Source organism: Mycolicibacterium moriokaense (assembly GCF_010726085.1).
Taxonomy (GTDB): domain Bacteria; phylum Actinomycetota; class Actinomycetes; order Mycobacteriales; family Mycobacteriaceae; genus Mycobacterium; species Mycobacterium moriokaense.
This window is the reverse complement of the sequence record NZ_AP022560.1, coordinates 5,609,348-5,627,548: the sequence shown is the minus strand read 5'-3', so window position 1 is coordinate 5,627,548 and position 18,201 is coordinate 5,609,348. Positions and strand designations below refer to the sequence as shown.

At 65.7% G+C, this 18,201-nt stretch carries 21 protein-coding genes and 1 pseudogene; 14 read left to right on the top strand and 8 right to left on the bottom strand.

The window, feature by feature from the left end; genetic code table 11:
- Positions 1-170: 170 nt before the first annotated feature.
- Together asnB and G6N43_RS27470 are read right to left on the bottom strand one after the other, a co-directional pair.
- Complete coding sequence (gene asnB / locus G6N43_RS27475) at positions 171-2,087, bottom strand: asparagine synthase (glutamine-hydrolyzing) (RefSeq protein WP_083157021.1); 1,917 nt, start codon at positions 2,085-2,087, stop codon at positions 171-173.
- 227 nt (positions 2,088-2,314) lie between these two features.
- A complete protein-coding gene (locus G6N43_RS27470) occupies positions 2,315-3,355 on the bottom strand; it encodes a GlxA family transcriptional regulator (protein ID WP_110810535.1) in 1,041 nt (346 codons plus the stop codon).
- Positions 3,356-3,528: 173 nt separating this feature from the next.
- Between G6N43_RS27470 and G6N43_RS27465 the strand changes: the two genes are divergently transcribed.
- The 9 genes from G6N43_RS27465 to G6N43_RS27425 all read left to right on the top strand — a co-directional run bounded on the left by G6N43_RS27465 (position 3,529) and on the right by G6N43_RS27425 (position 8,417).
- Entirely contained in the window at positions 3,529-4,050 is a 522-nt protein-coding gene (locus G6N43_RS27465) for a DUF1097 domain-containing protein (RefSeq protein ID WP_083157020.1), read from the top strand.
- The gene (nthB, locus tag G6N43_RS27460; RefSeq protein ID WP_083157019.1) at positions 4,050-4,784 is read left to right on the top strand and encodes a nitrile hydratase subunit beta; all 735 of its coding nucleotides are present in this window, start codon (positions 4,050-4,052) and stop codon (positions 4,782-4,784) included. The genes G6N43_RS27465 and nthB overlap by 1 nt, the downstream gene beginning before the upstream one ends.
- Entirely contained in the window at positions 4,781-5,401 is a 621-nt protein-coding gene (gene nthA / locus G6N43_RS27455) for a nitrile hydratase subunit alpha (RefSeq protein ID WP_083157018.1), read from the top strand. The genes nthB and nthA overlap by 4 nt, the downstream gene beginning before the upstream one ends.
- Positions 5,398-5,715, top strand: coding sequence for a nitrile hydratase accessory protein (locus G6N43_RS27450; protein WP_083157017.1), 318 nt, complete (start codon positions 5,398-5,400; stop codon positions 5,713-5,715). The genes nthA and G6N43_RS27450 overlap by 4 nt, the downstream gene beginning before the upstream one ends.
- A gap of 8 nt (positions 5,716-5,723) precedes the next feature.
- Positions 5,724-5,948, top strand: coding sequence for a CbtB domain-containing protein (locus G6N43_RS27445; RefSeq protein WP_083157016.1), 225 nt, complete (start codon positions 5,724-5,726; stop codon positions 5,946-5,948).
- A gap of 8 nt (positions 5,949-5,956) precedes the next feature.
- On the top strand, positions 5,957-6,742 hold the full coding sequence (locus G6N43_RS27440; protein WP_234810286.1) for a CbtA family protein: 786 nt from the start codon (positions 5,957-5,959) through the stop codon (positions 6,740-6,742).
- A 42-nt stretch (positions 6,743-6,784) separates the two neighbouring features.
- Positions 6,785-6,988: a DUF3072 domain-containing protein gene (locus G6N43_RS27435; RefSeq protein ID WP_083157014.1), complete on the top strand. Its 204-nt coding sequence runs from the start codon at positions 6,785-6,787 to the stop codon at positions 6,986-6,988.
- Positions 6,989-7,138: 150 nt separating this feature from the next.
- A complete protein-coding gene (locus tag G6N43_RS27430; RefSeq protein WP_083157038.1) occupies positions 7,139-7,957 on the top strand; it encodes a transglutaminase-like domain-containing protein in 819 nt (272 codons plus the stop codon).
- 40 nt (positions 7,958-7,997) lie between these two features.
- The gene (locus G6N43_RS27425) at positions 7,998-8,417 is read left to right on the top strand and encodes a pyridoxamine 5'-phosphate oxidase family protein (RefSeq protein ID WP_179967935.1); all 420 of its coding nucleotides are present in this window, start codon (positions 7,998-8,000) and stop codon (positions 8,415-8,417) included.
- On the opposite strand, the gene G6N43_RS27420 is transcribed toward G6N43_RS27425, so the two are convergent.
- The 3 genes from G6N43_RS27420 to G6N43_RS27410 are packed head-to-tail and all read right to left on the bottom strand — an operon-like array spanning position 8,418 to position 11,951.
- Positions 8,418-9,032 (bottom strand): RES family NAD+ phosphorylase, encoded by a 615-nt coding sequence (locus G6N43_RS27420; protein WP_110810534.1) that lies wholly within the window; start codon positions 9,030-9,032, stop codon positions 8,418-8,420. It lies immediately after the preceding gene.
- Positions 9,025-9,540 (bottom strand): hypothetical protein, encoded by a 516-nt coding sequence (locus tag G6N43_RS27415; RefSeq protein WP_083157012.1) that lies wholly within the window; start codon positions 9,538-9,540, stop codon positions 9,025-9,027. Before G6N43_RS27415 ends, G6N43_RS27420 begins: the two co-directional genes overlap by 8 nt.
- 44 nt (positions 9,541-9,584) lie before the next feature.
- A complete protein-coding gene (locus tag G6N43_RS27410) occupies positions 9,585-11,951 on the bottom strand; it encodes an AAA family ATPase (protein WP_083157011.1) in 2,367 nt (788 codons plus the stop codon).
- A gap of 91 nt (positions 11,952-12,042) precedes the next feature.
- Here G6N43_RS27410 and G6N43_RS27405 point away from each other — a divergent pair.
- Positions 12,043-12,231, top strand: a pseudogene (locus tag G6N43_RS27405) (type II toxin-antitoxin system VapC family toxin); the annotation flags it as partial.
- 62 nt (positions 12,232-12,293) lie between these two features.
- On the opposite strand, the gene G6N43_RS27400 reads toward G6N43_RS27405, so the two are convergent.
- The 3 genes from G6N43_RS27400 to G6N43_RS27390 all read right to left on the bottom strand — a co-directional run bounded on the left by G6N43_RS27400 (position 12,294) and on the right by G6N43_RS27390 (position 16,141).
- A complete protein-coding gene (locus G6N43_RS27400; protein WP_083157010.1) occupies positions 12,294-13,658 on the bottom strand; it encodes a flavin monoamine oxidase family protein in 1,365 nt (454 codons plus the stop codon).
- A gap of 230 nt (positions 13,659-13,888) precedes the next feature.
- Entirely contained in the window at positions 13,889-15,004 is a 1,116-nt protein-coding gene (locus G6N43_RS27395; protein WP_110810539.1) for an esterase family protein, read from the bottom strand.
- A gap of 120 nt (positions 15,005-15,124) precedes the next feature.
- The gene (locus G6N43_RS27390) at positions 15,125-16,141 is read right to left on the bottom strand and encodes a TIGR03617 family F420-dependent LLM class oxidoreductase (protein ID WP_083157008.1); all 1,017 of its coding nucleotides are present in this window, start codon (positions 16,139-16,141) and stop codon (positions 15,125-15,127) included.
- Positions 16,142-16,260: 119 nt separating this feature from the next.
- Here G6N43_RS27390 and G6N43_RS27385 point away from each other — a divergent pair, with 119 nt between their 5' ends.
- From G6N43_RS27385 to G6N43_RS27370, 4 genes are all read left to right on the top strand, one after another.
- On the top strand, positions 16,261-16,737 hold the full coding sequence (locus tag G6N43_RS27385; protein ID WP_083157007.1) for a DUF1942 domain-containing protein: 477 nt from the start codon (positions 16,261-16,263) through the stop codon (positions 16,735-16,737).
- Between the two features lie 137 nt (positions 16,738-16,874).
- Positions 16,875-17,228 carry a Fe-S protein gene (locus tag G6N43_RS27380; protein ID WP_083157006.1) on the top strand — a complete coding sequence of 118 codons (354 nt, stop codon included), beginning with the start codon at positions 16,875-16,877 and terminating at the stop codon, positions 17,226-17,228.
- Between the two features lie 157 nt (positions 17,229-17,385).
- Positions 17,386-17,844 (top strand): DUF5994 family protein, encoded by a 459-nt coding sequence (locus G6N43_RS27375; protein ID WP_083157005.1) that lies wholly within the window; start codon positions 17,386-17,388, stop codon positions 17,842-17,844.
- A gap of 31 nt (positions 17,845-17,875) precedes the next feature.
- Positions 17,876-18,070: a hypothetical protein gene (locus G6N43_RS27370; RefSeq protein WP_083157036.1), complete on the top strand. Its 195-nt coding sequence runs from the start codon at positions 17,876-17,878 to the stop codon at positions 18,068-18,070.
- Positions 18,071-18,201 lie beyond the last annotated feature (131 nt).

Genomic DNA, 18,201 nt, shown 5'->3' with positions numbered 1-18,201 from the left:
TGACCAACTTCAAGGCCTATGCATCGATCGAGGCCGAGAACGTCTGAACGCGCAGGACCTCTGATGGAGACACGACGAGCGTGAAGGGCCGGGCTGGTCGCAATCACTGAGTTGGCGATGGTCACGCCATTCCGCATAGTAGGCGCAACCTGCCTGTCCGGTCCCGGCTCTTAGGCCATGTCGAACAGGTCCTGCATCACCACGACGCTGGCGACACGCTGCAGATTGCCTTCCACCGCGATGCGTTGGTCGGCCGGGACCTCCAGCAGCTGGTCCAGCGCCGCTGACACCCTCGTCATGTCGAAGATCGGCTGGTCCTTGGCCGCCTGCGACGCGAATGTGTCCCGGTAGAACTCCAGCATCGGGTCGTTCGGGTTGCGCGTCGGTGGCGTCGTGAACGGATGCTTCTGCCGGTCGTACACCTCGGGGATCAACACATCCTTCGCCGCCTCGCGCAGCACATGCTTCTCCCGAATTCCCTTCACCTTCATGCTGACCGGCACCCGTGCCGCCGCTTCAGCGACGTGGTGGTCGAGGAACGGCACCCGTCCCTCGATCGAGTGCGCCATCTCCATCCGATCCGCCAGATAGTTGAGGATGAAGTTCGGCATCACCGTCTTGGCGTTGACATACAGCATCTGATTCAACCGGTCGCGGCCCACGACTCGCTGCGCGACCGGCAGCCGGTCCAACGCCGACACCAACGGCTGAAACTCGCGCACGGACGCCGGCAGGTCGTCGCGGAAGAAAGGGGCGATGCTATTCGCCTGGCTCGCAGCCACATTCAGCGTCGCGGGCAACCAGCCGAGCCTGCGCTCTATTGCCTGCATCTCGGGGCTGCTCACCCGCTCGGGCATCATCAAGGCCCGCGTCGCCGCATTGGCGCCGAGCATCTCGTCGAGCAGCTTGACCCGCTGCTCGGGGGTCATCGTCGGGTCATTGTTTACCGCGTCGACGCGGAAATACGGGTAGCCGCCGAGCATTTCGTCGGCGCCCTCGCCGGTGAACACCACCTTGATGCCCGCGTTGCGCACGGCGCGGCTGAGCAGAAACTTCGCTACGCCGTGGCCGTTGAACATCTGCGTCTCGGCGTGCCAGACGGCGTCGGCGAACGAGTCGGCGATCTCGCGGCCCGTGATCGGGATGGGGTGGTAGCTGGCGCCGACGCGCTTGGCCTGAGCCTCAGCGATGCTCGCCTCGTCGTAGAGCGCGTTGTCGAAGGTGAGCGTGAACGCGCGGATCGGCCGGTCCATCTCCTGTTGCGCCAGACCGAGCACCGCGCACGAGTCGATGCCGCCACTGAGATACGACGCCACCTCGACGTCGGCGACGAGTCGCTGCTTTACCGCATCGCGGAGTGCTTCGCGGAAGTCGTCGACGACCTCGGCCTCGCTGCGGGTGTCGGCCTGCATCTCCTCGGCCGTCGGCATCTCCCAGTCCCAGTACGGGTAGATGCGGACGTTGCCGTCGCGGGCGATCGCGTAGCAGCCCGGCGGGACGGTGCTGATGCCGTCGAATTCGGTCTTCTCGTGCGAGCGGCCGAAGCCTCCGGTGACCCCCTCGAGGTCCCACTTCGCGGGCACGCCGAGCGCCAGCAGCGCCTTGATCTCCGAGGCGAAGAACACGTCGCCGTTGACCACGGCGTAGTAGAGCGGTTTGACGCCGAAACGGTCGCGGATCGCGAACATCGCCTGCTGGCGTTCGTCGGCGATGACCACCGCGAACTCGCCGCGCAACTGCGTCGCCGTCTGCATCCCGCGCTGGTCGTAGAGGTGCAGCGCGATCTCGCTGTCGCTGTCGGTGGTGAACCGATAGCCGCTGGACCGCAGCTGCTCACGGAGTTCGCGGTAGCCGTAGAACTCGCCGTTGACGACGACGTGCACGGCCCCGTCGGGGCTGGTCATCGGTTGGCTGCCGTGGCGTAGGCCGATGATCGACAACCGGGTGTGCCCGAGCGTCCATGTCCCGTCCCGTGACGTCCAGGTGCCGGTGCCGTCGGGGCCGCGATGTTCGAGCAGCTTGAGGGCCTGATCGCAGCGGTCGCTGGGCAGGCCGTCGCGGGTCATCGCGGCGAAAATTCCACACATCGTTGTGTTCCTCCGGCTACATCTTTGTCATCGTCGCGCACCAACCTCAGAGCGTCGGCGCTGGGCGTGTACCTCTCCTTAACGAGGCCAACGCCTGGGTTTAGTAGACCATTCCCAGCTGTGCGGCCGTTGTGGGCATCGCTATCCACGAAATCCAGAGGGTTACTCGCACTTTCCCTGTGACTGTCGGATAGCGATGCGGGTGACGACTCAGCCACTCGCTCGAACTACGACGGCGCTCCCACGCCCGTCGTCCGGAACCGCCTGCGATACGAACTGGGGGAGACGCCCAGTGCCCGGCGGAACGTGCGTCGCATCGTGTCCGCGGACCCGAACCCGGCCCGTCGCGCGACCGCTTCCTGACTGTGATCGCCCGTCGCCAGCAGCACCTTGGCCGCCTCCACCCGCGCCCGCTCGACGAACCGCGCCGGTGTCATCCCCACCTGCACGCGGAACATGCGCACCAGATGCCGCTCGCTCACCGCGGCACGATCCGCCATCGCCGCGATCGAGTGGTCAGCGCCGGGATCGGCCACCACCGCATCCAGGATCTCGCGCAGCCCCGTCGACACCGGCGACGCCGCCTCCGTCCACACACTGAACTGCGCCTGCCCGCCCGGCCGCTGCAGGAACACCACCATCCACCGCGCGACCCGCCGCGCCACGTCCGGCCCGTAGTCGCTCTCCACCAGCGCCAGGCCCAGGTCGATACCCGCGCTGATCCCGGCACCGGTGATGAACGGCCCGTCCTGGACGAACAGCGAGTCCGGGTCCACCGAGACCTGCGGGTACTCCCGCTCGAGCTTCTGGCAGTGCGCCCAGTGCGTGGTCGCCCGACGGCCGTCGAGCAGGCCCAGCTCGGCGAGCACGAACGCGCCCGTGCACACCGATGCCACCCGGCGCGCCCGCGGCGCCAACTCCCGCACCATCTCCAACGCCGACGGCACGACCTCCGGCGTCTGCTCCTCGGGGATGTCGTGCTCACCGGGCGTGAAGTTGAAGTCGGCGGGCACACCGCCCGGCACGATCAGCGTGTCGATCCGGTCCGGCACCTCGTCGAGCGAGTGGTCGACGTTGAGGGTGACGAACGATGTTGTGTTGACTGGCTTTCCGTCGACCGACGCGAGTATCACGTCATACCGCGCACCGAAGTCGTTGGCGCGGGCGAAGATCTCCAGCGGCGCGGCGACGTCCTGCAGCGTGACCTTGTCGTAGAGCGCGAACACGATGGTCCTGCGCTGCCGTTGGGGTCGGCTCCCGTCGGACATCGGCTGCTGTCCTTTCGTGCCCCCGTCTGAAGTGACGACAAAGTAGCTCGCGACTGTTACGTCCACGTTGCGGGCAAGCCAAAGTCCGGATTTGCACGAATCGTGTCCGGTCCTGCCGGGCAGAGAAATTTGAGTGTAACTCGGCCGAAACCTGCTGCCGTGAACCTCATTTCATGGATTCACGAACAGCTCTGACGCTGAGCATAGGCGTCCTCGGTGGGCTCGCGGTCGCGCTGACCGCCGAAGTCATCACGGTACCGATCTGGGTGGTGTTCCTGACGTGGGCATCGTTCTTCTTCGTGGGCGGCGGCGTCGCCGGATGGGTGCGATCGCTGTCGTCGAACCTGGTCGGTGTCGTGATCGCGTCGGCCAGCTTGTTCGCCGCCCACCTGATGGGCGGCAGTCTGCTGGTCACCGCCATCGCCGTCGGTGTCGGCAGCGCCGTCATGGTGCAGGCGTCCTGGGTGCCGCTGCTGGCGACCACCCCGGCCGTCGTCGTCGGATTCGCGTCCACCGTGTCGACGGTCGCGGGCACCGGCAACACCATCACCGTCACGACCATCTCCCACCCGGGTCTGGTCGCCGCCGTCGCGTGCGTCCTCGGGGCGTCGTTCGGATTGCTCTCGGAGTACCTCGCCAGCGTGATGACGAAGAACCCGGAAACCGCTCCATCAACAGAAGGAAGCCCCGCCTGATGAAACTGCAGCACTATCTCGGCGGCCTTGAGGGCCTGCCTGAGTTCAACTTCGAAAAGCGTGTCTTCGTCGAGGAGTGGGAGAAGCGCATCTTCGGCATCCACGTCGCGATGATGGGGCTGTCGAACCACCTCGGCTCGGCGCTGCCGGCGTATCCGATCGACGAGGTGCCGACCACCTTCAAGGACGAGTGGACGTGGGCGGACCTGCGCACCGGCGCCGAGGCGATGAACCCGTTCGACTATTTCAAGTTCCGCTACTACGAGAAGTGGCTCGGCGGCATCACCCAGTTCTTCATCGACAAGGGCTATGTCACCGAGGAGGAGCTCGCCGAGCGCATCGCCGAAACACCGCCGGCGCCAGAAGGTTCCGGCGAGCCGGTGGTCGACGACCAGGTGATCTCCTACCTGCGACTGGGGGACAGTCCCCGCCGCGACGTCGCGCACCCGAAGTTCGCCGTCGGCTCGACGGTGCGCATCACCAATGTCCCGGCCGACGCGCACAGCCGCCTGCCCGGGTACCTACGCGGGCGTACCGGAAAGGTGGAACGCGTCTTCGAAGGCGACTACGCCTACTTCTGCCACACCGGCGACGGCATCGGCGACCCGATGCCGATCTACATCGTCGAGTTCGACCCGGCCGAGATCTGGGGTCCTCGCGCCGAAGACGGACCGTTGACCCTGTACGCCGAGCTTTTCGAGGCCTATCTGGAACCCATCGAGGAGAAGGAATGACAGAACAGTTCGCCTATCCGCCCGACCGCGAGGAAGCCAGCGCCAAGAAGGCCGCCGCGCTGGAGTCGCTGCTGATCGAAAAGGGCGTCATCACCCCGCAGACCGTGGACAAGGTGCTCGCCTACTTCGAGACGGAGATGACCCCGCTCAACGGGAAGAAGATCGTCGTAAAGGCCTGGACCGACCCGGAATTCGCCGAGAAGATCGTCGTCGACACCCCGGCCGCCATCGCCGAACTGGACTTCCCTGAGGGGATGGCCGGCGCCGAGGGTGAGCATCTGCAGGCCGTTGCCAACACGCCCGGCGTGCACAACCTGGTGATCTGCACGCTGTGCTCGTGCTTCCCGTGGCCAGTGCTGGGTCTGCCGCCGTACTGGTACAAGGATCCGACGTTCCGCGCCCGCGCCGCCCGCGAACCGCGGAAGGTCCTCGCCGAGGTGGGCCTGGATCTGCCCGCCGACACCGAGATCAAGGTGTGGGACTCCAGCGGTCACTCGCGGTGGTTCGTGATCCCCGAAAGGCCGGCGGGGACTGAGGATTTCACCGACGAGATGCTGATGGACCTGGTGACCACCGAGTCGATGATCGGTGTGGCGTTGGCGGGGCAGGCATCATGAAGCTGCATGCCACGTGCACCACCGATCAGGCGGCGCCGCAGTTCGATCACGAATGGCAGCGCCGGGCATTCGGGTTGGCGCTCGCACTGTCGGAGTTCCGGCACTACCAGTGGAGTGAGTTTCAGCAGACGCTGATCGAGACGATCGGCGAGTGGGAGAACACGCCCGAATCCGAACGCGGAGACTGGGAGTACTACGACCACTGGGTCGCAACACTGGAGAAGCTCGTCGACCGCCACGAACTGTTGACGGCGCCTGTGCTGACCGACGCCAACGACCACGCCCTGCCCGTCGCACACGACCACGACCACTGAGGAGTTCCATGAGCAACACCAAAGCCGCTGCCGCCCCGCACATCAACGTGCGGGCGGGATTCGCGCCCGCACTTGTGATCGCGGCCCGACTGACCGCGATCACGATGCTCGCGCTGATCGCCTACTACTTCGTCGGCTACGACCAGGGCGCGGTGTCGGTGTTCGGCAACGACACCCACGTCCACGAGTTCCTCCACGATGCCCGTCACCTGCTGGGGTTCCCATGCCACTAGACGTCGAAATGCCTTCTGCCGTCCGCTATCTCGTCCCCGGTGCGGTCGCCGGCCTGGCGGCTTTCGCGTTCAGCCGGGTGATGATCGAGCCGTTGATCGGCGTCGCCGTGGACTACGAAGGGCAGCGTGAACACGTCGAGGCGGAACTGACCGGCGAGCATGGGCACGGTCATGAGCTGTTCACGCGTGCGGTGCAGGAGAATTTCGGCGCCGCGGTCGGCATCGTCGTGTTCGGCATCGTGATGGGAGTACTGTTCGCGGTGGCGCACAACGTGATTCGAACGATATTGAAGCGACGGGGATTTGCGCCGGATCCGACTGGGCTGGCGTTGTTGCTGTCTCTGGGCATGTTTGTGGCGATCGCTTTCGTGCCGGGTCTGAAGTATCCGGCGAACCCGCCCACCGTCGGGCTGGATGAGACCACGGGGGTGCGCAGTTCGACGTTCCTGACGATGACGGCGCTGTCGGTGATGGCGGCGTGCATCGCGGTGGCGGCCGGCTTGGCGTTGGCTCGCTCGTGGGGTTTATGGCGGGCTGTTGCGCTTGCGGTCGGCGGTTATGCGGTGGTGATGCTGGGCGTGATGATGGTGTTGCCGGGCTTCGACGAGGTCCCCTTGCCGATCGCCGGGCCTGACGGGCTGCTGCTCGACGGCTTCCCGGCCGCGGTGCTGGCCGACTTCCGGATGTACACGATGCTGAACCAGGCGTTGATGTGGCTGGTGATCGGTGTCGTCACCGCGGTGCTCATCGCTGCATGGCGGCGCGTCGAGAAGGAGTCCGCCAGCTTCGTGTAGCGCGAATGTTTCGAACGTGCGTGCGATGGTTATCCCGGCCGCATGAGCAATGCACCTGCCGAGAACGCAGAGAAGGACCGTGACGACTGGGTGACCGGCGACGAGCCGATGACCGGGCCGCAACGCAGTTACCTCAACACCCTTGCGCAGGAGGCCGGCCGAGAGGTGCCGGACGACCTGACCAAGGCGCAGGCATCGGAGATCATCGACGAATTGCAGCAGCAGACCGGTCGCGGTGTCGGGTGATCGCACCGAGCTGCCGAATCTCGTTGACACCGCTAGGGTTGACGCCGATACGCGTGCACGGTTCAGCAGACTGCCGTCGGTGATCATTCTGACTATCTACGGAAGCGGTGTGCGATGGCTCTTTGGCGACGATCGAAGACGGTGGACGACATGCCGACCACAGGGCTGAAGCGAGACGTCGGAGCGGAGCTCGAGGTGGAGGTCACGTCGCCGACCATGCTCGAGTTTCAGATCGCCGTCGCGGATCATCCGGGAGCGCAGGTGACGGAGTCGCTCACGTTCACCTGCAACGGCAAGCGCATCACCCCGGACGAGATCATCGGCGAACACGGCACGCGGATTCATCGCTTCGCGGCGCCTGAGGGCACTGTCACCGCGTCCTATGAGGCGTCTGTTCTCGGGCAGGCCGACCCTGCGCCGGTGCGGGACATCGATCTGATCACGTATCTGCGCCCCAGTCGCTACGCCGAAGCTGACAAGTTCTTCGGTTTCGCAGCAACGGAATTCGAGCAGTACGTTGAATCGGAGAAGCTGCTGGAGAAGGTGTCGTCGTGGGTGGGGACCCGGCTGAGTTACGTGCCGGGATCGAGCGATCCGATCGACGGGGCGGCCGACACTGTGCTCGCCGGTGAGGGCGTGTGCCGCGACTACGCACACCTGGTGGTCGCGTTGCTGCGCGCCGTGAACGTGCCCGCGCGTCTGGTCGCGGTCTACGCGCCTGGGTGTGAGCCGATGGACTTCCACGCGGTCGCCGAGGCTTTCGTCGACGGGGTGTGGCGCGTGGTCGATGCGACGTGTTTGGCGCCGCGGCAGTCCATGGTCCGGATCGCGACAGGACGCGACGCGGCCGACACCGCGTTTCTCGACAATCACAAGGGTGCGATCACGCTGACGCACATGGAGGTGAGGGCGGTCGTCGACGGCGACCTGCCGCATGACTCCGTGCACGACCTCGTCTCGCTGCACTGACGGGGGGAATGCGATCTGGCGGGGCATGGTTGCCTCCTGCATGGGCAAGATGACCACCGAAGAGCGCGAAAAGTTCCTGTCCGATGTTCACGTCGGGGTGATCGCGGTCGAGCGACCGGATCGCGCCCCGTTGAGCGTCCCGATCTGGTACGGCTACGAGCCGGGCGGGGAGGTGCTGTTGTGGACGGAGTCGGGGACCCTCAAGCATCGGCTGATTCGCGATGCCGGCCGGTTCTCGATCACCGCGCAGGACGAGGCGCCGCCGTATCGGTATGTCACCGCGGAGGGCGACGTGACCGAGATCGGCCCGGCGACGGATGCCGAGGTGCGCCGGGTCGCGATCCGCTACCTCGGCGAGGAGGCGGGCAACCAGTTCACCGATGCGAACCTGGGGCAGACGTCGATCGTCATCCGGATGCGGCCGAAGCGGTGGCTGAGTTTCGATTACTCGGACGAGTGACTAGCCAAGGTCCCAGTTGACCGTAAAGCCTTGGTGCAGGACGAGTTCGGTCAGCACGTCGCTGCGCTTGCCGAGACGCCAACTTTCGACGGCGAATCCGTCGACCCCGAAGAACGCGTAGTTCAGCGACGACTCCGGCGTCGTGCGTGACCGATAGACGATCGCGTCGATATCGCCCCACCAACGCCTGACCGCGTCAGCCAGCCGATGGCAGGTGGCCCAGATGTCCGGGTGCTGGCCCGTGCTGATCTGATCGTCGACCTGCAGCACGTCGAGGTTCTTCTCGGTGCGCAGGTCGAGCACCCGCAGATTGCGCGACGCCACCAGTCGGACCAGATGATGCGTTCGATGATCAGCCGGGATGACTAGGCCCGTCGACCGGTACCGCTCCCTGAACGCGCCGACGAGCGTCGCTCCGGCGTAGCGGGTACGGAACGCGCCCGACTCCGGATCGAAGCGATAGCGCGGGTCGGGAAAGCCGGCCCAGTCCCACTTGGCCGGCGGCGTCGCATCCACCCGCCACATCTCGCTGCCGGCCGGAATTGATCGTCGGCGCAGGCCGACGGGCCTCCGCTCGGGGAACGGGCTCAGATAGCCCGCGGGGAGCTCAGGCACCGAGCGAGGTCAGCATCCGCCACGCGATCTCGGCGGTCTTGGGTTTGCGCAGGGCCTCGGCGATCGACGTGTTGCCGAGCTCCTCGTGTTTGAGCCGAATGATCCGGTCCGCCGCCAGCGGGTCCGACGTGAAGCGGCCCAGCAGCTCGAGGATCCGCGGCAGGTCTTCGCGCAGTCGGCCGCCGTCGAATTGCCAAGCGGGAAACCACGTCTGATTGCCGACCGCACTGCCGATCAGCTTGCCTCGGCTGCGCAGCCGGTGCACCGCCTGCGGCGTGCGCAGCTTCAGCAGCTTCTGCACCTCCGACGTCCGGATCGACCCGGCGACGAAGTCCTCGACCAGCGCGGCGCGGCGCAGGTCGCTGAGCCGGCGCGCCGCCGTCTTCTCCAGGGTGCCCTGCGGCGCGGTCGGCGCGGTGAGCAACGCGTCGAGGACCCTGGCGAATCGCGAGTCCTTCTGTGCGCGAGCGACCACCTGATCGGCGAGAGGGATGACAGCAGCGGTCATACCTCCACCCTACGCCGACAATTGAAACAATCGAAACAGACTGCTCATCGTCCCAACCACGCGAAGAACTCCTCGGCAGTGAACACCGCTTTGCCGTATTCCTGCGCCTTTCGCGCCTTTCCCGACTGCGTGCCGGCTTCAGCGGTGACCAACACCTCGCAGCGCGTCTTCGTCACGGACCGCACCGGCGTCAGACCGGCCGATGCGGCCAACCGCTCCATCTCGTCACGCTCGATCACCCGCCCCGCGGCGTCCAAAGCAGTTCCCGTGAAGCAAATTCGAGCACCTGGGACCAGCGCGGTACTGATGTCGTGGCGTGCGACCGTGACTGCCCCGGTCACTACATCGACACCGAGCAGCACTGAAGCGTCGTGCAGACGTGCCACCACCTCGTCGGGCAACAGGGCTCGTGACGCCGCCGCCCGGAGTTGGTCCGCCACGGACTGTCGAGCCGCGGCGTGCCACGTCGTCTCATCACGCGTGTCGATCTCGGCGGGGGACAGCCCTCCCAGCAGCACCGCCCCGACGTCGCGGCTCACGCGGAGTAACGCCGACAACGCCGGCAGATGATGGGCCGACGGCGTGCAAACGGAGTGGTCGCGGCTGACGAGGAGACCGGAAACCGATTCCGCCGGTTCAGGCTCGTCGAACGCCGACGAGCCACCCTGGGTGTCGACCGAGGAGTGCGCCTGCAGAGCCGACTCTGCGCGTTCCAGTGCCGTACGCCCCGTCACCGGCACCCGTCCGAGCTCGACACCGAGCGGCATCGCCGTCACGTGGCCCAGCCGCTTGAGCTCGAAATCGATCAGCCCCAGTGTCTCGTCGACGCCGACACCCACCGGTGTGCAGCCGGCCAGCATCGGTGCGATCACTGCCCACGCTTCACGCAGCGTCGGCGCCAGCAGAACGTCAGACACGCTGATCCCATAGGCATTCCGCGCATCCGCGAGGTCGCGCTGCGGGTTGATCAGCGTCGACAGCCCGGTGCCGTCATCGAACGCGACTGCCAACTCGACCGGACGCGGGCGCGACATTCGGCCCTCGTCGCCGACGGTCAGGATGCCGATCGCGCAATAGCGGCGTGACCCAGCGTCGCCGACCGAGTCGCGCAGAAACCGCGCGATGCGGCGGTCCGTCTTCAGATCCTTCGGCAGGACAGGGCGTTTCAGTACCAGACCGGCCAAGTAGGTGCACCTGCTCAGCGCCACATAGAGCTGACCCGTCGAGAACATGCCACCGGTGAGGTCGACGACCAGCCGGTCGAGCGTCTGGCCCTGGCTCTTGTGGATCGTGATCGCCCACGCCAGCTTGAACGGCAGCTGGGTGAACGTGCCGATCACCTCGTGCCGCAACGAACCACCCTCGACCACCGGCCGCGTGGCCTCCCACGTGAAGGGGGAGACGTCGGCGCATGAGCCGTCGGCGAATTCGACTTCGACGACGGCGCCGTAACGGTCGTAGTCCACGCCGATGACGCGTCCGATCGAGCCGTTGACCCACCGGTCGCCCTGATCGTTGTTGAGCATCATCACCTGGGCGCCGACCTTGAACCGCAGTTCGTCCTCGACCGGTTTGTCGAAAAGGGACAGGTCGCCCGATTCCTGTGCCCGGTGCAGGAACTCGTCGCCGGGGAGGCGTTCGAGCTGTTGACGGTTGCGGGCCGTCACCAGTCGATTGGTCGGCGCCAGCGTCAACCAGAACTCGTCGTCCGGCGGGATGAAGTCCCGATTCGCGCGGGCGTTGAGTTGCTCCTGGGCGTGGCCGAGCAGCACGCCTTCGCGAATCTCGTTGAGTATTGCCGTCATTCGGTCATCGCCCAACTGCCGGAACACGGTGGTCAGGGACACGGTGGGGAAGTCATCCCGGGTGAACTTGCGGGCCGAGAAGAAGTACGGCGTCGGGTATACCGTCGAGAAGTAGGCCTCCTCGCCGTCACGGATCACCGGTGGCAGTTGGTAGAGGTCGCCGACCAACACGATCTGCACGCCGCCGAAAGGCGACCCCGGCTCGGGGCCGAACCGCTCCAGTGCGCCGGCGACCATGTCGAACATGTCGGCGCGGACCATGGACGCCTCGTCGATGATCAACGTCTGCAGCGACAACAGTGTCTTGGTGAATCGGCCCGGTCGGTAGTCGCCACCGTTGACGTCGTCGACGGTGGTTGTGGTGCGGAACCCGAACAGCCGGTGAATGGTGTAGCCGTTGACGTTGAGGGCGGCGATCCCCGTCGGCGCTACGACCACCACGTTGCGGTCGGTGTTGGCCATGAAGGTGCGGATCAGGGTCGACTTGCCGGTGCCGGCCTTACCGGTGAGGAACATGTGCTTGCCGTCCCCAAGCAGCGCCAACGCGTGGCGGAACTCGTCGGTGAGGACGATCTCGCGTTCGACGGACAGGTGGTCGGCAGCCATCGCCCCCCAACTTATCCGCTCTCGGAGATGTCACAGCACGTGATTGGGCACGGGTCTCCCTGTCACATGGCCGACGGACACTCGGGCCATGCCGACGCGCGAGCGCCACGCCCGTCTGGCTCGTCAGGCCTACGCCGACTTCGGCAAGGGCAGCGGTCACCCCGCCCGACTGAACTTCGGCGATTGCCTCACCTACGCGCTGGCGCTCGACAGCCGCGAACCGCTGCTGTGGAAGGGCGACGCCTTCGGACACACGGGTATCGCTTCCGCGCTCGGGTGACATCCAACCTACGAGCGACACTGTCGCTCGGAGGTTGGCACCTCTATATATCGTTCCCGAACTCAGGCGACCGTCATCGCCTCACGCTCCATCACCTCGGCGGCAGCACGCTCACCTGAGCGGACCGCTCCGTCGATGAACCCGTACATCACCGCCGAGCTTTCCGTTCCCGCCCAATGGATTCGGCCGCACGGCTCGCGCAACGCAGGTCCGAACTCGGTGAGCACTCCCGGCGGCGCGTGGGCGATCATCCCGCCGCCCGAATACCGTTCAATGGTCCAGTTCTGCTCGACGTAGTCCGTCAGCGTCCGTGCCTTCTCACCGAACCTCGCGACGACAGCGTCGATGACCCCTTGTTTGCGCTCTTCCTCGCTGAGCTTCGTCATCTTCCGCGCTTCCGGCCCCTCGGTGATGACGCACAGCACCGCCGGCGATTCCTTGTCGGTGCTGGCATCGATCGTCAGGCTGGCCATCGACCCCGCCCCGAACGACTGACCCGACAGACCATCGGCACGCCACCACGGCTCGTCGTAAACCAACGCGATCTTGTACACCGCACCCGACGGCATCCGCTGCTGCAGGAACGACCGATCCATCGGCAGCATCGGTTCGAAATTGATCTGGCTGACAATGGAAACCGGCACCGCCACGATCGCGCGTCGTGCCCGCACCACCATGTCGTCGGAGCGCACCGTGACGCCGTCGGCATCCTGCGCAATGCTGCGCACCGGCTGCGACAGATGAATCGCGTCGCCGAGCTCATCGGAGATCGCCCGATGAATCGCGCCCATGCCGCCGACCACTCGCTCATCCTCGGCGGCGTCCTTGACACCGAGCACGAAGCTCGGCCCGCCGGCCGATGCCATCTGATACAGCACGAACAGCAGCGAAACCTCTGATGCCGCAGAGGTATACAGCCCGGCGACCGAGTGTTCGAGCAACTCACGCGCCGGCTTCGACAGCGTATTGCGGTCCAACCACCCCGCCCAGGTGGTCTGATCCCACTTCTTGGCCTTCGGTGCATCCCACGGCGCCTGCGGATCGATCTGCTTGCACATCTGCGTCAGCTCGAGGAAGACCGTGCCGATGTTGGCCACCGCCCACGGGCTCATCGACAACGGGATCGTGCCCTTGTAGCGATACTTCTTGCCGTCGACGAACATCATCGCGTCGCCCTCGGTGGGCTGTTTGTAGCTCGGAATCCCGAACTCTTTCATCAGCCCGTAGATCGCGTCCTGGCCCGGCCCGATCCACGCGCCGCCGCGGTCGATCCACAACCCGTCGTCGCGGGTTTCGGTCCACGTGCGGCCGCCGACCCGGTCCCGCGCCTCCAGCAGCGCCACCGAGTGACCCGCCTGCTTCAACCGCAATGCCGCGGTGAGCCCGCCGAATCCGGCACCCACCACGCAGTAATCAACATCGACCATGACAGACCCCTGTCGTCCGCGCAGGGCCGTAGGCGCGACGGCCGAGCAATGCTGCTCGCGCCCGGACGGACACGAGGTGGGTTCAGTTATTCAACATGCGCCTAACAGTATTAGACATACGCCCAATTACCGCGGCAGTCAATAGGGCGAACAACTTTTCACGATGCGGTTGGAACCGCTGCTGACCAGCTACTACGCAAAGGCGGGCTAGCAATTGCGAACGGTAGTAATTAACCCATCGGGACCAGGTTCAGCCCGGGCGTCGCGCCCGTAGCCGGCGCTGCCGGCACCGCAGCGCGAGGCGCGACCGGCACTGCGGGTGCCGCCACCCGAGGTGCCGCCGCCTGAGGTACAGCCGGCGCTACGGGCGCAGGCGCGGGCACTGCTCCCGGGGCGGGGGGAGCCGGCGGCGGTGGCGGCGGCGGAGGGTTCAGGATGCGCAGGATGTCCGGCTTCATCTGCTGTAGCTGAGCGCCCCAGTACCCCCAGCTGTGTGTGCCGTTCGGCGGGAAGTGGAACACCGCGTTGCGCCCGCCCGCGGCCAGATACTTCTCCTGGAACTCCTTGTTGGTAGCCAGCGTGATGTTCTCGAGGTACCCCGCGCTGAACTGCTGCCCGAAACCGCCGTCGCCGCCATCGAGATCGGACAGCACCCCGTTGCCGCAGTAAATCCACAGCGCCGTGCGGTTGGCCACCAGTCGATTGATGTTGAGCATCGGGTCATTGCGCTGCCACGCCGGATTGTTCGGCGGCCCCCACATGTCGACCGCGCGGTAGCCGCCGGCGTCCATCATCGCGAACCCGATCAGCGTCGGCCACATCCCCTTTGACGGGTTCAGGTAGCCCGACAGCGATGCGGCGAAGAAGAACTGCTGCGGATGCCACGCGGCCAACGTCAACGCGGCGCCACCCGACATCGACAGTCCCACAACGGCATTACCACGCGGATCCTGCTGCCGGTTCGCCATCAGCCAAGCGGGCAGCTCGTTGGTCAGGAACGTCTCCCACTTGTAGGTCAGCGTCCCGTTGAAGCCTTTCGCCGGGGCGTACCAGTCGCTGTAGAAGCTCGACTGCCCGCCGACGGGCATCACCACCGACACCCCGGATTCGTAGAACCACTCGAACGCCGCGGTGTTGATGTCCCAGCCGTTGAAGTCGTCCTGCGCGCGAAGCCCGTCGAGCAGATACACCGCATGCGGGCCGCCGCCCTGGAACTGCACCTTGATGTCGCGGCCCATCGACGGCGACGGCACGCTCAGCATCTCGACGGGCAGGCCTTCGCGTGAATACGCCGACGCCTGAGGTGCGGTAACCAACGTCAACGCCATCATCACCACGACGGCCATCAACACCCCGACGCGACGTCCCCGATCTGCGACTCCACCTGCCACGCCCGCGAAAGTAACAGCGCCGCCGGCGCGATCCATGCTCCCGCGCGGGGCAGTGACCACCTTGTTATCGAGCGCTCAAGCAGTCGAAATGCGGCGCGCCACCGCGCCGTAGCGCTCGATGCGCTCGGGATCGGCCAGCGCGTTGTACAGCACAACGCGCGACGCGACGCCCTCGTACTTCGCCACCAGCGCATCGGCCAGGCCGTCCCACGTCGACTCGGTCGCGAACGTCGCGATGTGCTCGTCGCTGATCTGCGCCGCCATGCCCTTGAAGTCGCCGGCCTTCTGCTTCTCGCGGATGCGGGCCGTCGTCCCCTCGAATCCGGCCTCGTCCCAGATGAACGCGTAGTTGGGCGTGCTGCCGTAGAAGCTCATGCTGGCGCGGACGAGCTCGCGTTCGCGATCGCGCTCCTCGTCGGTGTCGCCGACGATCGTCATCACCGGCACGATCACCGCGATGTCCGACGCCGAGCGGCCCGACTTCGCCGCCCCCTCAGCCATTTTCGGCACCACATGCCGCGAGATGTAGCCCGGCTCGCCGAGCGGATGCACGTGCACTCCGTCGGCCACTTCGCCCGCCATGCGCAGCATCCACGGATTCACTGCCGCGATGTCGACCTTCGGATCCGGCGCGTCGATCGGGCCCGCGCTCCACTGCGGACTGATGAAGTCGAGGTTGTAGAACTCACCGTGGTGATCGAGTTTCCCGGTGCGGAACGCCGCAAAGCACGCCTTGACCGCGAGCACGTAGTCGCGCAGCCGCGGACCGGGATGCTCGAAATCTGCGCTGTAGCGCCGCACTACGTGTGTGCGCACCTGCGTGCCGAGGCCGAGTCGGAACCGGCCGCCCGTCGCCTCCTGCAGTTCCCACGCCGACGCCGCCGTCACGAACGGGCTGCGCGGAAACGCCACGGCGACACCGGTCGACAGGTCGAGACCCGGTGCGGCTTGTGACGCCACGGCGACGTTGAGATAGGCGGTGCGGCCGGTCTCGGTGAACAGCAGTCCGGCGAACCCCGCCTCTTGTGTGCGACGGGCGAGGTCCCCGATCGACTGCAACGGTTGCGGCGTGATCATCGCGTCGACATACACAGGGCAACCCTATGCGCATTGCGGGCATGGACTCGTGGCGATTTTTAACATTTCGCTTTCTGACCAGGGCTGATGCGGTAACTGTTGAATAGTCGAATTCGCCGTGGGAGGGAACTGCATTGAGCATCAAGGGACTAGCAAAACTTGCCGGCGCGACCGCGGTCGCGGCCGGCCTCGCGCTCGGGACGGCTGGGATCGCGACGGCCACCGACAGCATCCAACAGTTCGGCGTGGAGCAGACGATCAACGACGTCGCGTCCGGCGGCCCACTGATCGGCTACGTAGTGACCGATCTTCAGCCGAGCACCGATTCGATCCCTTACCCGGTTGCCGGACGACTGTGGGAAGCGACGCTGACGGTGAATGCCTTTGGAAACTGGGCTAATCCGGTGCTGCCGCGTTTCAACGCCCGCGCGGAGAACGGCCAGGGGTACCAGGCGATCACCAACGTGTTCATCCCGACGGCCATTCAGGGCAACGCCGTACCGCCGAACGGTACATCGAGCGGCAAGCTCTACTTCGATGTCGTCGGTGTCGATCCGAACAGCGTCGTCTACAACGACGGGATTCGCGACATTCTCGCCTGGGTGCCCTGATCCCGACGGTGTGAGCCTGGCTCACAGCAAATTCACAGCGGCGTGAGTCGCTGGTCAAGCGACAACTTGGCGATGGATCTTGCCAACGTCGGGGCAGCCTCTGGTTGTCCCGACGTTTTCTGTCGTACCCTCGATCCATGGAACTACTACGTCACGTAGTTGTACTGCTGCACATCGTCGGTTTCGCCGTCACGTTCGGGGCGTGGGCCGCCGAAGCGGCCGCCAAACGGTTCCGCTTCACCCGCATCATGGACTACGGCATCCTGCTGTCGCTGCTTACCGGACTGGCGCTCGCCGCGCCGTGGCCGGTGGGTATCGAACTGAACTACCCGAAGATCGGCGTCAAGCTCGTCATCCTCATCGTGATCGGCGGCCTGCTCGGCATGGGAAGCGCGCGACAGAAGAAGACGGGCGAGGCCGTCGCGCGTGGGCTCTTTGTCGCCGTGGGTGTGTTGTCGTTCGCGGCCGCCGCGATCGCCGTTCTCTGGTGATTTGTGTGCGTTGAGGAGCGGTGAGCGCTCTCGAATGCGCACAAATCGCTCGCGTAGGGTGGGGGTATCGGCGGTACTTCGTCATATGACCGTTCAAGGTTGTGTCGTCGTCGATTCGTAGGATCTGGCCGGCTCACGGTCAAGACGGGAGCGTCGAATGACGCGAAATCAACCTTCCACCACCGATGCGCCTCGCACCACGCCCGATCAGACGCCGCGACTGCGCTTGAAACCCAAGGCCTGCATGAGCGGGTATGTCGACGGCGCATGGTGGCCGCACAGCGACGACCTCACGACTCAGCTACCGGACCTGCTGGCAGTGCTGTCGGTACGGCTGGGCCCGATTGGCCGCGTGGTGTACAACGCGAATGAATGGGACACGCCGCCCCGGAAGGTGACCATCGGCGGCCGAACGGTGCGGCTCGGCGGATTTCAGTATCAGCCGGTGCACACCCTCGAAGTTCTCGGCTTGAGCGGCAACAGAATTGCCTTACTTGTGGTTCCACCGAACACCGATCCCGAGGAGGCGCACACCGCGCTGATGGCCGCTGCGGGTCCGGGCAATGATTCGACCGTTGCCGATCTCCTGGCGTCGACCGCGCGGGTGGGCACCTGATGTGCTCCATGCGGTCCCGGGAGGCTCGACCATGACGGTGATCGTGACCCGCTCAGACGGCGGCTCCGACGAGTACATGCGCAACGGCGACGTCTACGTCACGCACCACGACGGTGCGCTCGACATCATCCGCGTGGGCGCCAAACGGCCGTATCACTACGAGCCGGCAGCGTGGACCGATGTCACCGGCGATCAGAAAGCGCGGAAAGCGGGCCGTTTCTGGTGATTTGTGTGCATTTAGGAGCGGTGAGCGCTCTCGAACGCACACAAATCGCAACGATTCGGAGTTGCGCGACGAGTGCGTCCGTCACCCGGACCATCCTGTGAATGCGGTGCCGATCTACGACTCGAGCATTT

What these genes read in the sequence shown, in the direction of transcription:
- asnB (WP_083157021.1), bottom strand. Translation starts at nt 2,087, where the DNA reads ATGTGTGGAATTTTCGCCGCGATGACCCGCGACGGCCTGCCCAGCGAC.
- G6N43_RS27470 (WP_110810535.1), bottom strand. Translation starts at nt 3,355, where the DNA reads ATGTCCGACGGGAGCCGACCCCAACGGCAGCGCAGGACCATCGTGTTC.
- G6N43_RS27465 (WP_083157020.1), top strand. Translation starts at nt 3,529, where the DNA reads ATGGATTCACGAACAGCTCTGACGCTGAGCATAGGCGTCCTCGGTGGG.
- nthB (WP_083157019.1), top strand. Translation starts at nt 4,050, where the DNA reads ATGAAACTGCAGCACTATCTCGGCGGCCTTGAGGGCCTGCCTGAGTTC.
- nthA (WP_083157018.1), top strand. Translation starts at nt 4,781, where the DNA reads ATGACAGAACAGTTCGCCTATCCGCCCGACCGCGAGGAAGCCAGCGCC.
- G6N43_RS27450 (WP_083157017.1), top strand. Translation starts at nt 5,398, where the DNA reads ATGAAGCTGCATGCCACGTGCACCACCGATCAGGCGGCGCCGCAGTTC.
- G6N43_RS27445 (WP_083157016.1), top strand. Translation starts at nt 5,724, where the DNA reads ATGAGCAACACCAAAGCCGCTGCCGCCCCGCACATCAACGTGCGGGCG.
- G6N43_RS27440 (WP_234810286.1), top strand. Translation starts at nt 5,957, where the DNA reads ATGCCTTCTGCCGTCCGCTATCTCGTCCCCGGTGCGGTCGCCGGCCTG.
- G6N43_RS27435 (WP_083157014.1), top strand. Translation starts at nt 6,785, where the DNA reads ATGAGCAATGCACCTGCCGAGAACGCAGAGAAGGACCGTGACGACTGG.
- G6N43_RS27430 (WP_083157038.1), top strand. Translation starts at nt 7,139, where the DNA reads ATGCCGACCACAGGGCTGAAGCGAGACGTCGGAGCGGAGCTCGAGGTG.
- G6N43_RS27425 (WP_179967935.1), top strand. Translation starts at nt 7,998, where the DNA reads ATGGGCAAGATGACCACCGAAGAGCGCGAAAAGTTCCTGTCCGATGTT.
- G6N43_RS27415 (WP_083157012.1), bottom strand. Translation starts at nt 9,540, where the DNA reads ATGACCGCTGCTGTCATCCCTCTCGCCGATCAGGTGGTCGCTCGCGCA.
- G6N43_RS27410 (WP_083157011.1), bottom strand. Translation starts at nt 11,951, where the DNA reads ATGGCTGCCGACCACCTGTCCGTCGAACGCGAGATCGTCCTCACCGAC.
- G6N43_RS27400 (WP_083157010.1), bottom strand. Translation starts at nt 13,658, where the DNA reads ATGGTCGATGTTGATTACTGCGTGGTGGGTGCCGGATTCGGCGGGCTC.
- G6N43_RS27395 (WP_110810539.1), bottom strand. Translation starts at nt 15,004, where the DNA reads ATGGCCGTCGTGGTGATGATGGCGTTGACGTTGGTTACCGCACCTCAG.
- G6N43_RS27380 (WP_083157006.1), top strand. Translation starts at nt 16,875, where the DNA reads ATGGAACTACTACGTCACGTAGTTGTACTGCTGCACATCGTCGGTTTC.
- G6N43_RS27375 (WP_083157005.1), top strand. Translation starts at nt 17,386, where the DNA reads ATGACGCGAAATCAACCTTCCACCACCGATGCGCCTCGCACCACGCCC.
- G6N43_RS27370 (WP_083157036.1), top strand. Translation starts at nt 17,876, where the DNA reads ATGACGGTGATCGTGACCCGCTCAGACGGCGGCTCCGACGAGTACATG.